The organism is Rhizobacter sp. P2_H2 (assembly GCF_056403375.1).
Genome location: NZ_JBFUFP010000055.1, coordinates 1 through 13524, shown reverse-complemented (window position 1 = coordinate 13524; position 13524 = coordinate 1). Strand labels below are relative to the sequence as shown.

Sequence of the window (13524 nt, the reverse complement as noted above, 5' to 3'; positions counted from 1 at the left end):
GCCCCGGCCCCGGCCCCGGCCCCGGCGCCTGCCCCCGCCACGCTGGCCTGCACCGACCTCGCGCTGTGCGACGACTTCGAGTCGACCACCGCCGGCGCGGTGCCGAACCCGGCGCTGTGGAGCGTCGGCGGGCCGAACTGCTTCGACAACAGCGGCAAGGCGACGATCGACGGCGCGGTGTCGCACGGCGGCAAGCAATCGGTGCGCATCGACCCGGGCAGCAGCTACTGCGGCCACGCCTTCATCATCAACACGAAGGCGGCGTCGATGGGCCCGGTCATCTACGGCCGCTTCTACATCCGGCTCGCGACGGCACTCGGCGATCCGCACGTGACCTTCATGTCGATGCACGACGCGATCGAATCGGTCGACGGCAGCATGCAGGACCTGCGCATGGGCGGCCAGGCCGGCATCCTGATGTGGAACCGCTCGAAGGACGATGCGACGCTGCCGTCGCTGAGCCCGACCGGCATCTCGCTGAGCGCGAAGCTGCCGGCCGCCACCTGGACCTGCATCGAGTTCGGGCTGAACTCGGCGATGGGCACGATGCAGACCTGGGTCAACGGCACGGCCGTGGCCGCGCTGCAGCTCGATTCGACGCAGACCGCCGACGTGGACCAGGCCTGGCTCGCGAGCCGGCCTTCGTGGAAGCCGCAGGTCACCGACCTGAAGCTGGGCTGGGAGTCGTACGGCGGCACGGGCAACACCGTGTGGCTCGACGACGTCGCGCTGCACACCAGCCGCATCGGGTGCGGATCATGACGAGCTGGCGTTGGCTGGTTTCCACCGTGGCGCTGCTCGCGGCGCCGGCCTTCGCGGCGGACGAGTTCCTCGACCCCGCGCAGGCCTTCCGCACCAGCGTGCAGCTGCGCGATGCGCAGACCATCGAGCTGCGCTTCGACGTGGCGCCGGGCTATCACCTGTACCGCGAGCGCATCACGGTCGGTGAGCCAGTGGCTGCTGCGCCCGCCACGGCCGCGCTGGCCGAGCCGGTGCTGCCGCACGGCAGGCAGGAGTACGACGAAGGCTTCGGCAGGTACACCGAGACGCTGCGCGGTGCGGTGACGGTGGCGCTGCCGCTGCGCACGGCGAGCGGTGATTTCGGCGTGGCCATCGGCTACCAGGGCTGCGCCGACAAGGGGCTGTGCTATCCGCCGCAGAACGCCGGCATCAGCGCGCGCGTGAAGGACGGCGCACTGCAGCAGGTGGCGTGGCTGCCTGACGGCCTGCCGCCCGCGGCAACGCCTGCTGTCGTCACCACGCCATCGGCCACCACGCCCTCGGCAGCCGCTCCGGCGGCCACCGGCTCGGCCGGCGCCCGCGTCGAATCCGCGCTGCGCTCGGGCAGCCTGCTGACCGTTGCCGGCGTGTTCCTCGTCGCCGGCCTGTTGCTGTCGTTCACGCCCTGCGTGCTGCCGATGGTGCCGATCCTGTCGTCGATCATCGTCGGCACCAGCGGCCCGGTGTCGCGGGCACGCGGCTTCGGCCTCGCACTCGCGTACTCGCTGGGCATGGCGCTGGTCTACACCGCGCTCGGCGTGGCCGCCGGGCTGGCCGGTGAAGGTCTCGCCGCGGCGCTGCAGAACGCGTGGGTGCTGGGCGCCTTCGCGCTGCTGCTGGCGCTGCTGTCGCTGTCGATGTTCGGCGTGTACGAGCTGCAGATGCCGAGCGCGATCCAGGAGAAGCTGAACGCCGGTGCGGGCCGCCTGCGCGGCGGGCAGCACGTGGGCGTGTTCGCGATGGGCGGGCTGTCGGCACTGATCGTCGGGCCGTGCGTCGCGGCGCCGCTGGCCGGCGCGCTGGTCTTCATCAGCCAGTCGCGCGACGTGCTGATCGGTGGGCTCGCGCTGTTCAGCCTGGCAGCCGGCATGAGCGTGCCGCTGCTGCTGGTCGGCGTGTCGGCCGGCTCGCTGCTGCCGCGCACCGGTGCGTGGATGGAGGGCGTGAAGCACCTGTTCGGCGTGCTGCTGCTCGGCGTGGCGTTGTGGATCGTGTCGCCGGTGCTGCCGGCGGCGGTCGTGATGGGCATCGTCGGTGCCGGGCTGCTGGTCGGTGCGGTGTGGCTGTTCGACGGGCGCGGCGCGCCACTGTCGGGCAAGCACCGCCTGCTGCGCGGCGTGGCGCTGGTGCTGGGGCTGGTCGGCGTGGCGCAAGTGGCCGGTGCGTTGTCGGGCGGCGGCGATCTGCTGCAGCCGCTGGCGGGTTTCAGCGCCGCCGGCCCGCGCGGTGGCGCGGTCCAGGCAGCAGTCGACGGCCCCGCCTTCAAGCGCGTGCGCAACGTGGCCGAGCTCGAGGCTGCGCTGGGCAGCGCGGGCGGCAAGACGGCGATGCTGGACTTCTATGCCGACTGGTGCGTCTCGTGCAAGGAGATGGAGCACCTGACCTTCAGCAAGCCGCCGGTGCAGGCGCGCATGAACAACGCGCTGCTGCTGCAAGTGGACGTGACGGCGAACAGTGCCGACGACAAGGCGCTGCTGAAGCGCTTCGGGCTGTTCGGGCCGCCGGGGATCGTGTTCTTCGACGGCAGCGGCCGCGAGAAGGCGGGCACGCGGGTGGTGGGGTTCCAGCCGCCGGCGGAGTTCGGCGACGCGCTCACCGCTGCTGGGCTATGATCGCGCCCTTCTTTTCACCCAACGCCTCTGTGCAGCTGGAGTTCAACATGCCCCGCGCCTTCGTCACCGCCTGACCGACGACCCGCTCATGTAGCCGCATCCCCCGCGGCCATCGTCGTCGGTTCATTCCCCTGAACCCTCGGAGACGACGATGAACCTCCACTCGCTGGACCTCACCAAATACCCGCGCACCGCGCACCTCGAAGGCAGCCGCCTGCAAGACGGTGACGATGCGTCCGACCAGATGCCGCTGCGCGCGCTGGCCGGCCGCCACGTCGTGATCGAGGAGAAATTCGACGGCGCGAACTGCGGCCTGTCGTTCACCGACGGCGGCGATTTGCTGCTGCAGTCGCGCGGCCACTACCTGACCGGCGGCGGCAGCGAGCGCCAGTTCAACTGGCTCAAGCCCTGGGCGCATGCCCATGCGGATCGCCTGCTGCACGTGCTCGAAGACCGCTGGCTGCTCTACGGCGAGGCGATGTACGCGAAGCACTCGGTCTGGTACGACCGCCTGCCGCACCTGCTGCTGGAGTTCGACCTGCTCGACCGCCGCAGCGGCCGCTTCCTGTCGACGAAGCGGCGCCACGAGATGCTCGCGGGGCTGCCGGTCGTCTCGGTGCCGGTGCTCTACGCCGGCCCGATGCCGACCGATGCGAAGCTGCTGCGCAAGCTGATCCAGCCTTCGCTCGCGAAGAGCCCCGGCTGGCGCACGCGCTTCGAGCAGCAGGTGCAGCGCGAAGGCCTGCCGCTCGAGCTGACCTGGCAGCAGACCAACGACAGCGATGCATCGGAAGGCCTGTACCTGAAGGTCGAGAACGACGACCACGTGGAGGCGCGCTACAAGCTCGTGCGGCACGACTTCCTGCAGACGATCCTCGACTCGGGCTCGCACCACCTGCAGCGGCCGATCCTGCCGAACCTGCTGGCCGACGGCGTGGACATCTACGCACCGCGCGTGGAGACCGACTGGGCCTCGCTCGGGCTGCGCACGATCACCTCGCTCGAGGCGCTGAAGGCGTTCAAGCCCGCCCAGGCGAACGGAGGCTGAGCCATGGACTGGAAGCAAGTGCAGGCCCTCATCCCCGCGCCCGGGGCGGGTTTCGACTGGGCCGCGTGGTGCGAGCTGATCCCGGGGCTGGTGGCGCTGGAGCAGACACCGCAGGATCCGCGGCACCATGCCGAGGGCAACGTCGGCATCCACACGCGGATGGTGCTCGATGCGCTGCTCGCCGATGCGGCGTGGCAATCGGCCGCACCCGAGCGCCGGGCGGTGATGTTCCTCGCCGCGCTGCTGCACGACATCGCGAAGCCGGACACCACGGTGATCGACCCGGTGACCGGTGCGATCGGGCAGCCGGGCCATTCGCGGCGCGGCGCGATCGACGTGCGCGCACTGCTGTGGCGGGCCGGCGCGCCATTCGCGCTGCGCGAGGCGGTGTGCCGCATCATCGCCGTGCACCAGGTGCCGTTCTTCGCGTTCGCGAGCCGGCGCGGCGAGACGCCGGAGTACATCGTGCGCCGGCTCTCGTGGGAGCTCGATGTGAGCGAGCTGGCCGCGGTGGCGCGCGCCGACATGGTGGGCCGCCGCTGCGAGGACCGGGCGGGGCACCTGGCCGACATCGAGCTGTTCGGCGAGCTCGCGCGCGAGCTGGGTTGCTGGGACCGGCCGTGGGCGGCCGCCGATGCGCACACCCGGCTGATGTATGCGCGCGGCATGGCGATCGACCCGGCCTATGCGCTGCACCGCCTGCCGGGCAGCGAGGTGACGGTGATGTGCGGGTTGCCGGCGTCGGGCAAGGACACCTGGGTGGCGGCGCATGCGGGCAGCCTGCCGGTGGTGTCGTTCGACGATGCGAAGGCCGAGCTCGGGCTGAAGCACGGCGAGAACGACGGGCGGGCCGCGCACCATGCGATCGACAAGGCGAAGTCGCTGCTGCGCGAGAAGGCGCCCTTCGTCTGGAACGCGACCCACCTGTCGAACGACATGCGCGGCAAGACGCTGGACCTGCTGTACGCCTACGACGCGCAGGTGAGGCTGGTGTACCTGGAGGCGCCGCAGGCGGTGGTGTTGGCCCGCAACCGGCAGCGCGACACGACGCTCACCAACAAGGACCTGCTGCGCATGCTGCACCGCTGGGAGGTGCCGATGCCTTGGGAGGCACACCGCGTCGACTACCTGGTGGATGAGGGCGCAGGAGCAGCGAGCAGAATCCGCTGAGCCTGTTGTCGATTCCGGCCGACCTCGATCGTCGCGTTCAGACATCACCCTCTCACGGAGACCCACATGTCCAGACTCAGAGTCGCAGCTTTCTCGGTATCCCTCGACGGCTTCGGTGCCGGCACCGACCAGAGCCTGCAGAACCCGCTCGGCGTCGGCGGCGAGACGCTGCACGAATGGTTCTTCGGCACCACCACCTTCCAGGCGATGACCGGCCAGGGCGGCGGGGAGGCCAATGTGGACGATGGTTTCGCGAAGCGCAGCTTCGAGAACGTCGGCGCGTGGATCCTCGGGCGCAACATGTTCGGCCCGGTGCGCGGGCCGTGGCCGGATGATCAATGGAAGGGCTGGTGGGGCGACACGCCGCCGTACCACGTGCCGGTGTTCGTGCTGACGCACCATGCGCGCGCACCGCTGGAGATGAAGGGCGGCACGATCTTCCACTTCGTCACCGGCGGCATCCATGAGGCACTGGAGCGTGCCCGCGATGCGGCGAAGGGGCAGGACGTGCGCGTGGGCGGCGGCGTCGCGACGATCCGCCAGTACCTGCAGGCCGGGCTGATCGACGAGATGCACCTGGCGATCTCGCCGACGCTGCTGGGCCGCGGCGAAGCGCTGCTGGCGGGCATCGACCTGACGGCGCAGGGCTTCCGGTGCACCGAGCATGTGGGGACGCCGAAGGCGCAGCACGTCGTGCTGACGAAGGGCTGATTCATCCTGTTGCAACAACCCATGCCCTGACCGGCAAACCGTCACCGGGCCGTCAAGTTTCCTGACACCGAGCCTCACACAATGGCGCATGACACGCCGACACCTCACTCCTTCCAACGCGGCCAGCGCACTGCTGTGCGCGCTTGTCTTGTCTGCCTGCGGCAGCGGCGACGACTCGGACACAGCGGCACCCCCTGTTGCTGGCGCACCAACTCCTGCACCTGCACCTGCACCTGCACCTGCACCTGCACCTGCGCCCGCACCCGCTCCCGCCCCCGCCCCCGCCCCAGCCCCAGCCCCAGCACCAGCACCAGCACCAGCACCAGCACCAGCACCAGCACCAGCACCAGCACCAGCACCAGCACCAGCACCGGCTCCTGCCCCCACCAACAAGAGCGTCGGATGCGGCAAGGCCGCCCAGTTTGCGAGCGGCAAATACACCCTGACTTCAGATGGCGTGACGCGTGAGTTCTGGGTTCGCGTTCCGTCCGGCTACAAGAACGACAACGCCTATCCGTTGATCGTCGGCCTGCACTGGCGCGACGGCAGTGCCACCGATGTCTACAACGGGAACAGCTGGGCCAGCGGCAAGCCCTTCTATGGCTTGAAGGAGCTCTACGGCGAGAGCGCGGTCTTCGTCGCCCCGGCGGGCTTGGACGCCGGCTGGGCCAATCCGAATGACCGCGACATCCGCTTCATCGGCGCGATGGTCAACCAGCTCAAGCAAGGGCTCTGCACCGACACGAGCCACACGTTTGCGACCGGCTTCAGCTTCGGCGGAATGATGTCGAACGCGATCGGTTGCCAGATGGGCGATGTCTTCCGCGCCGTGGCGCCGATGTCGGGATCCGTCTGGAGCGGCTGCGCCACGTCATCGAACAAGACCGCGGCGATCCTGCTGCATGCCAAGGAAGATGCCGTCGTCGGCTACCAGTTCGGCGAAGAGGCGCGCGACAAGTACATCGCCAAGAACAGCTGCAGCCAGACCACCACCAAGATCGGGGTCAATGGCTGCGTGATCTACCAGGGCTGCACCGACAACAAGCCGGTGGCCTGGTGCGGGTACACCAACGGCGGGCACTGGCCGCCGGGCTTCGCCGCGACAGAAATCAAGTCGTTCTTCGACCGCTTCTGAAACGCCGGGGGCGCGGCACCTGGCTGCGCCCCCGGCCGGGCAGAGCGGGCAAGCCGCTTACCAGCCCACGCCGTAGTAGTCGTACACGCGGCGGCCGTAGCTGTCGTCGTACGAAGGCTCCTCGTTCTGCGCGTAGCGCGGTGCGCCTTCGAGCTGCTTCTCGGACAGCGGCACGACATAGCCGTCGAGGTTGGTGTCGTACTTCAGCATCGCCCACGGCACCGGATAGCGGTCGGTGCCGACCCCGAGGAAGCCGCCGAACTCGAGCGCTGCATAGCGCACCTGGCCGGAACGCTTGTCGATGATCAGGTCGTCGATCGAGCCGAGCTTGTCGCCGTTGCTGGCGTAGACGGTGGTGCCTTCGACCTTGTCGGAAGAGATGACGGGATTGCTCATGAGGGTCTCCTTCACTGCGCTCTGCCGCGGGCGACATGCCCGTGGCCTGAACCCCCATTGGTCCATGCGCGACCCTTGCCGAACATCAGCGCAGGCGCGGCCCGGCTGTAGGAATCTTCCTCAGACTGCCTTGCTGCGCAGCCCCAGCAGGCTGACGCCCAGCACGACGAAGCTGCCGCCGAAGACGCGGTTCAGCACCCGTGCGCGGCGCGGATCGGCGAGCCGGCCCTTCACGCTGCGCGCAAGCAGCACGTACACCGCATGCGAAAAGACGGCACAGGCCGCGAAGGTGACCGTGAGCAGCGCGAACTGCTGCACCGCACCGTCGCCCGCCTTCATGAACTGCGGGAACAGCGCGCTGAAGAACAGGATCGCCTTCGGGTTGGTCAGCGCCACCGTGAGGCCATTGCCGAAGAGCCGCCAGGCCGGTGCACCGGCCCGCGCCTGCGCGCCGGACGCCTCGGCGAACATCGCACCGCCGCTGCGCCACTGCCGGATGCCGAGGTAGACCAGGTAGCCCGCGCCGAGCAGCTTCAGTGCAAGGAAGGCCGTGGCCGAGGTCTGCAGCACGACGCCGAGCCCGACGGTGGTGGCGAGGGACACCAGCAGCAGCCCGACGGCGTTGCCCAGCGAGCTGATCATCGCGCGGCCCGGGCCGACGCCGATCGAGTTGGACACCGCCAGCAGCACGGCCGGGCCAGGCGTGAAGGTGACGAACAGCGCGATGGTGAGGAAGGTGAGCCAGTCGGAGAAGGTCATGGGGCGAGGCAGGAGCGTGCCGCAGGTGCAGCGGGTGCGCCGATGTTAGCGGCGCACCCATTCCCTCAGAGACTCACCAGCCGAAGCCCAGCGTGTACTTCCCGCTGGTCGCGCCGGTGCCGCCGCTGTAGAACTTCACGCGCACGTAGCGCGCCGATGCCGCCGTGCCGGTGTTGCTGACACTCGCCGAATCGACGACACCCACCCCCTTCTCGCTCGCGGCCAGCTGGGTGCCGGACGCGTTGTAGATGTAGAGGTCGTAGTCGCTCGATGCGTTGGGCGTCAGCGTGGCGGTCAGCGTCTTGCCGGCCGGCAGGTTCACGAGGAAGTAGTCGCCATCGGTCGACGATCCGATCGCGCCGTTCCACGTGCCGGCCGCTGCCACCGTGTTGGCGGTGCCGATGTTGTCGTTCGGCTCGGTCTCGTTGTTGCCCGGCGTGACCACGCTCGCGATCTTCAGGAACTGCGCCGTCACCGGCCCCCATTGCCCCGACGACACCTTCGCGCGCACGAACACCAGGTGCTTGCCCAGCGCCAGCCCGGTGGTGCTCAGCGTGCCGCTGAGCGACTCGGTGGTCTGGTTGAAGCTGCCATCGGTGGCGGTGAGCGGGATCGCGACCGCACCGGCCACCCAGGGCGGYGTGTCGATGTAGGCCTCGGCGCCGGTCACGTTGAGCACGGTCTCGGTGCCGTTGGTCTGGTTGAAGCGCGTGTCGGTGGCCGAGGCCGTCAACGCGACCGGCGTGCCGGCGAGCACGCCGCCGCCGCTGGCATCGCTGCCGAGCGTCACCGTGGTCACGTCGGCACCGGCCGGAATCTGGTACGGCGCGCGCACCACCTTGGCGGCGTAGATCAGCGCCGGCAGGTTCTTCGGCTTGGTCGTGCTGTTGTACGTGGTGCAGCTCTCGAAGAAGCTGGAGCCCAGCTCGATCGTGTAGGCCGCCACGCCGAGCTCGCCGTAGCTCGGGCCGTCGCTGGTGCCGTCGGTGGCGTAGAGGCCGATCGATTGCTCCGGCGTGTAGCCGTTGAAGTACGCGAGGCGGCGGCCCAGCGTCTGCAGCGCGGTGGCGTTGGCCGTCGGCGTCGACGTGGTGCCCCAGGGCCACAGCACCAGCTGGCTGTAGCTGTGCACGTCGATGTGGATGCCCGAGGTGTCGACCGGTGCGCCATCACCCGGGTTCGGGCCGCGGCGGTCGGGGTAGATGCTGCGGATGTAGTTCTGCACCGCCTGCGTCTCGGGCTCGGAGCCGGCCGATGCGCCACGGTAGGTGAGGTCGCACTGGTTGCCGCTGGAGCCCGAGCCGCCGGTGCTGTTCCAGCCGAACGTGAAGTTGCGGTTCAGGTCGGCGCCCCGCGTGTTGCTGGTGGCACCGCAATAGGCGGTGTTGGTGTTCTTGCGCCAGGAGAGCCCGCCCTCGGCCTTCTTGCGGCCGTCGGGGTTGGTCTGCAGCAGCAGGTGCACCTCGTGGTGGTCGACGATCCAGGTGGCGTCGGGGTCGGTGCCGTAGCCGTTGAGCAGCCAGCGCGCGAACTCGAGGTTCAGCGGCGCGGTGGTGTACTCGCGGGCGTGGATGGCGCTGTTGACGAACAGCTTGGGCTTGGTGCCGCCGATGGCGCTGTTGGTGATCTTCAGCACCCGGATGTCGTAGCCGCCGGAGCCGACGGTCTTCTGCCACGAGTCGCCGATGTCGATCCAGCTCGCGAGCGTCGGGTAGGTGGTGGTGAAGGCCGACGCGGCGGTGAAGGTTTCCTCCACCGTCTCGTAGCAGCTGTAGCCGGGGATGGACTGGATGGTGGCGTCGCCTGCCGCGGCGCCGGTGATGCCGGTGCTGTCGGTCGACGCGCCGGGAGCCGTGGTGCGGCTCTTCGCGTCGGCAGCGGCCTGGATGGCGGCCAGGAAATCATCGCGGCGCTGGATGAACTCGGGCGCGTTCTCGATGCGGAAGCCGAAGCTGCGCAATGCGGCGATGTCGGCGGTTTCGAGCTCGAGGACGAGGAAGCCTTGCTCGTAGTTGGATTCGAGCAGGTTGGCGTGGAAGGTGACGGCGGCCTTGCGCAGCATGGCTGCGTCGGGGTAGAAGGCCTTGTAGATGTTGGTGCGCTGCTTTTCCTGCTGTCGCAGCAGGCGCATTTCGGTGGCGGAATCCTGCGGTGTGACTTGCCCGGGAAGGCGTGCAGGGGATGCGGACTGCGGGGATGCGGACTGCGTAGATGACGACTGCGAGAAGGCTGACGGTACTGCGGAAACTGCAAGGAACAACGCGGCAAGTGCCGCCCGCGATTGCGGACGTACGTTGGTCATGGAAAGCTCCCTTGTGGTTTACGGTACCAGCCCAGCTGCGTGGGCTGGATCGGCGCACGCTCTCGGCTGGGGATCACCCATCGGAGCGCCGAATGATTCTGGGGGACTTCTCCCTGTTCTGCGAGGGGAGTAACAAGATGAACAAGGTTATTTATTGGGTATTGGCAATGGCCGCGTGTTGCGGTAATTCGCGTGCGTGCGAAGGCAACGATGCGCAATGGGCGAAGGAATTTGCTGCATTGCGAACAGTGCGCGGGCACTTTGATGGTGGGAACTGGGCAGCCGATGTGGATCGGTGGCAGGGGCGCAAGCATCAGGTGATGCAATGCCTGGCTGCTGGGTTGTCAGCAGCGGGGACGCCGGTGGAGCGGGTGCGGGAGCGGATGGGCGAGCCGGATGCGCGGGTGAATTGCCCGTCGGCGGAGTGCGAAGGGGTGGTGAGGTTGATGGAGGCGCGGGCGGACGGGGCGCAACGGGTGGCGACGACGCGACAGCTTTGGGTCTACCAATGGCGGGGGCAGCACGATCGGCTGGTGTTCTCGGTGGTCGCGGGCAAGGTATCCGACGTGGGGTGGGCGTACGCGCTGGAGTGACATCACGGGAAGGACTGATGGACATCGAACCGCAAGTCCGCCGCTGCAATGATCGGATCGATTTCGATGCATTGCTCAGGCCGCAGCTGAAGTGCTACGTCTACGTGCTGCGCGACCCGCGCGACGGTCAGGTGTTCTACGTCGGCAAGGCGGGGGGCTCAGGCGAAGGAAATCGGCGCGTGCTCGATCACTTCGACGAAGCGGAGAAGTTGCTGGCAGTCCACACCACGACGCTGCACGGCTCCAAGCACCTTCGCATCATCGACATCTGGCGCGCAGGCCGGGCCGTGGAGTGGGCGATCGCGCGCTGGGGCTTGGGGCCCGAAGAGGCACGGCATGTCGAAGCGGCCTTGATCGATGTGATGCAGAGCCTGCCGGGACAGTCGGTGGGTGGCGGAGCGCTCACGAATATGAAGCGTGAATGGACATCGCTGGGCTGGTTGACGCCGCGGGACGTTGCCGACATGGCGGCTCGGGCGGTGGCCCCGCAGTCGAACTACAGCATGGTGTTTGTCTTTCCGATCCCAAAGAGTCTGAAGCGCACGCCGCCGCCGTCGCTCTATGAGATAACGCGCGAGGCATGGACCGTGGGGCTGGAGTTCCGCAATGCCACAGCGGCACTGGCGGTCGGCATAGCGGATGACATCGCGCGCGCGGTGTTCGAGATCCATCACTGGGAACTTGCCAAGTCGATGCCGGGCAAGCGCGCCTTCGTCGGCGCCGAGTTGCCTGGGCACGAGTTCGTCGACAAGAACTTCGCGGCTGTCATCAGCCCGGCGAAGGGGTATTGGATGCGGCCCGGGTACCTTGTCGTGGAGTTCAGGCCCGGGGAATTCCGCTACTTGCGGGGGCACCGGGATCGGCAGACATGGCGAGCACTGGCGTAGTGGACTTTAGGCCGCCTCTACCCGCTCGCAGTAAGCCGCGAAGGTGCGCTGCCACGCGGGCCGGGCCATGCACCGATCGCGGTACGACACGAGCTGCGGATACGGCGCGATCAATGACTCGTCCTTGATGCCCGACGAGAGCACGTGCGTCATCAGGATGTCGGCGACGGTGAAGCTCTCGGCTGCGACGAACTCGCGGTTGGCGAGCCAGCGATCCAGGTTGCCCAGCATCCGGTTCGCCCAGCCGACCAGGAACTCGCGGTGCTTGCCGCAGCTGCCATCGGCCGACCAATCGAGCACCAGCAGGCTGAGCAGCGGCATCTCGACCGAGTTCATCGCGGCAAAACACCAGCGCATCACCTGCGCCTCGCCGGCGCGGTCGCCGGGGATCAGTCGGCCGGACTTCTTGGCGAGGTAGAGGACGATGGCGGCGGATTCGGACAGCCGCAGGCCGTCGTCATCGATCGACGGGATCTGCTCGAACGGGCTGAGCCGGCGATAGGCCTCGGTGTTGAGGTCGTGCGCGGGGTGATCCATGCCGGCGATCTCGAACGGGAGTTGCATCTCTTCGAGCGCCCAGAGCACGCGCAGATCACGGGTGTGGCCGCGGGCGGCGGCGTTGACCTTGGAGAAGCCGTAGAGCTTGAGCATAGGGGCCGTCCTTCGCTGAGGGTGGGGTGCTGCGGAGGGTAGCGGCATGACGATGTGGGATGCACAAACCCTAGCCGAGATTGATGTTGCTGCGGTGGTCACGTACGTCTTCTGTTCTTCGTGACGACCTTGCGCGGGTGGCCAGCCGTGGGAGCAAGAAGGAGAGGAATCAGCATAGAGCGCCACGACCTCCTCTGGTCGACTGCCGCGGCACTGCGGGCGCAACAGATGGAACGTGCGCGTGAATGCTCAAGGTGCTGGGCGCCCACAGGATCACGCCATGAGCCACCTCGATGGCAGCATCGCCATCCAAAGCCCACCAACGCCGAATCCTGATATGCCTTTACACCAGATAAAATATTGGATTAACATTAATCATCAACTCTCAGTGAGATGGTCTTTTGTCTCCACTAGCGCCCAACACTGTCAGGCGAGGCCGACCGCCAAAAGCTGGTGCCTCCAAGGGCGTCCGCAAGGGCTCCCGACTACAAATCTCGCACACCATCTCTCCCGATCTGCTCTTGCGGGTTGACGGGCTTGCGGAAGCAATGGGCCAAACAAGAGCGGCGATCATCAACCTTGCCGTCTACCGCCTGCTGTCACAAGAGGCTCCGGGTGAAGCTGCACCCAAGTCAAGCAAGTAGCCAGCGACCATCTACACAGAAAAGCCAACATGCCAAAGCGTCAGTTCAAGGTCGTTTCTCTCTTCTCAGGAGCAATGGGGCTGGACATCGGCCTGGAGCAAACCGGCAGGTTCCAGACCCTCGCCGCAGTTGAGTCACAGCACGCCTTCTGCGAGACCATTCGCATCAATCGAGATGCCGGACTTACCTCAAGCAAGAAGATGAAGGTCTATGAGGGCGATATACGCAATCTGTCGCCCGAGCAGCTGATGGAAGACCTCGGGCTGGAGCCCGGCGAGCTGGACTTGCTTGTGGGTGGCCCGCCGTGCCAATCTTTCAGCACGACAGGCCGCAGGGGAACAGTGCAAGACCCGCGTGGGACGTTGCTCTGGGAGTTCCTCCGCTTTGTCGAGGCATTGAAGCCGAAGTTTTTTTTGATGGAGAACGTGCGCGGACTCGTCTCCGCCGCCATCAGACACAGGCCCTTGGCAGAGCGCCCCGACAAAGGTGGCCCGCCACTCGATGCCGACGAGCAGCCAGGGTCCGTGCTGAGGTCGTTCGTAGCGGATCTTCGTGCCTCCACCGCTGCCGACTACCGCCTGGATGTATTCGAAGTGAACGCGGTCAACTACGGTGC

General features: G+C 67.6%; 14 protein-coding genes. 9 read left to right on the top strand and 5 right to left on the bottom strand.

What is annotated here, in order from left to right:
* From AC1D15_RS06125 to AC1D15_RS06105, 5 genes are all read left to right on the top strand, one after another.
* On the top strand, nucleotides 1-762 hold a 762-nt coding region (locus AC1D15_RS06125; protein WP_477825307.1), incomplete at its 5' end, for a hypothetical protein.
* On the top strand, nucleotides 759-2612 hold the full coding sequence (gene dsbD / locus AC1D15_RS06120) for a protein-disulfide reductase DsbD (RefSeq protein WP_477825306.1): 1854 nt from the start codon (nucleotides 759-761) through the stop codon (nucleotides 2610-2612). The genes AC1D15_RS06125 and dsbD, both read left to right, overlap by 4 nt.
* Nucleotides 2613-2763: 151 nt before the next feature.
* The gene (locus AC1D15_RS06115) at nucleotides 2764-3660 is read left to right on the top strand and encodes an RNA ligase family protein (protein WP_477825305.1); all 897 of its coding nucleotides are present in this window, start codon (nucleotides 2764-2766) and stop codon (nucleotides 3658-3660) included.
* A 3-nt stretch (nucleotides 3661-3663) separates the two neighbouring features.
* Complete coding sequence (locus tag AC1D15_RS06110; RefSeq protein WP_477825304.1) at nucleotides 3664-4830, top strand: AAA family ATPase; 1167 nt, start codon at nucleotides 3664-3666, stop codon at nucleotides 4828-4830.
* Nucleotides 4831-4896: 66 nt separating this feature from the next.
* Nucleotides 4897-5541: a dihydrofolate reductase family protein gene (locus tag AC1D15_RS06105; RefSeq protein WP_477825303.1), complete on the top strand. Its 645-nt coding sequence runs from the start codon at nucleotides 4897-4899 to the stop codon at nucleotides 5539-5541.
* A 104-nt stretch (nucleotides 5542-5645) separates the two neighbouring features.
* Here AC1D15_RS06105 and AC1D15_RS06100 read toward each other — a convergent pair whose 3' ends face one another.
* Nucleotides 5646-5912 carry a hypothetical protein gene (locus AC1D15_RS06100; RefSeq protein WP_477825302.1) on the bottom strand — a complete coding sequence of 89 codons (267 nt, stop codon included), beginning with the start codon at nucleotides 5910-5912 and terminating at the stop codon, nucleotides 5646-5648.
* Nucleotides 5913-5998: 86 nt separating this feature from the next.
* On the opposite strand from AC1D15_RS06100, the gene AC1D15_RS06095 reads away from it, so the two are divergent.
* Nucleotides 5999-6676, top strand: coding sequence for a CE1 family esterase (locus tag AC1D15_RS06095; protein ID WP_477825301.1), 678 nt, complete (start codon nucleotides 5999-6001; stop codon nucleotides 6674-6676).
* 57 nt (nucleotides 6677-6733) lie between these two features.
* Here AC1D15_RS06095 and AC1D15_RS06090 read toward each other — a convergent pair whose 3' ends face one another.
* The 3 genes from AC1D15_RS06090 to AC1D15_RS06080 all read right to left on the bottom strand — a co-directional run bounded on the left by AC1D15_RS06090 (nucleotide 6734) and on the right by AC1D15_RS06080 (nucleotide 9962).
* On the bottom strand, nucleotides 6734-7072 hold the full coding sequence (locus AC1D15_RS06090; RefSeq protein ID WP_465110493.1) for a PRC-barrel domain-containing protein: 339 nt from the start codon (nucleotides 7070-7072) through the stop codon (nucleotides 6734-6736).
* 120 nt (nucleotides 7073-7192) lie between these two features.
* The gene (locus tag AC1D15_RS06085; protein ID WP_465110492.1) at nucleotides 7193-7831 is read right to left on the bottom strand and encodes a LysE family translocator; all 639 of its coding nucleotides are present in this window, start codon (nucleotides 7829-7831) and stop codon (nucleotides 7193-7195) included.
* A gap of 73 nt (nucleotides 7832-7904) precedes the next feature.
* On the bottom strand, nucleotides 7905-9962 hold the full coding sequence (locus tag AC1D15_RS06080; protein WP_477825300.1) for a M14 family metallopeptidase: 2058 nt from the start codon (nucleotides 9960-9962) through the stop codon (nucleotides 7905-7907).
* Nucleotides 9963-10225: 263 nt separating this feature from the next.
* On the opposite strand from AC1D15_RS06080, the gene AC1D15_RS06075 reads away from it, so the two are divergent.
* Both AC1D15_RS06075 and AC1D15_RS06070 read left to right on the top strand, forming a co-directional pair.
* Nucleotides 10226-10726, top strand: a complete 501-nt coding sequence (locus AC1D15_RS06075; protein ID WP_477825299.1) for a hypothetical protein — start codon at nucleotides 10226-10228, stop codon at nucleotides 10724-10726.
* Nucleotides 10727-10743: 17 nt separating this feature from the next.
* Nucleotides 10744-11613 carry an LEM-3-like GIY-YIG domain-containing protein gene (locus tag AC1D15_RS06070; protein ID WP_477825298.1) on the top strand — a complete coding sequence of 290 codons (870 nt, stop codon included), beginning with the start codon at nucleotides 10744-10746 and terminating at the stop codon, nucleotides 11611-11613.
* Nucleotides 11614-11619: 6 nt separating this feature from the next.
* Here AC1D15_RS06070 and AC1D15_RS06065 read toward each other — a convergent pair whose 3' ends face one another.
* On the bottom strand, nucleotides 11620-12264 hold the full coding sequence (locus AC1D15_RS06065) for a glutathione S-transferase family protein (RefSeq protein WP_477825297.1): 645 nt from the start codon (nucleotides 12262-12264) through the stop codon (nucleotides 11620-11622).
* Nucleotides 12265-12937: 673 nt separating this feature from the next.
* Between AC1D15_RS06065 and AC1D15_RS06060 the strand changes: the two genes are divergently transcribed.
* A partial coding sequence (locus AC1D15_RS06060) for a DNA cytosine methyltransferase (protein ID WP_477825296.1) occupies nucleotides 12938-13524 on the top strand: 587 nt, incomplete at its 3' end.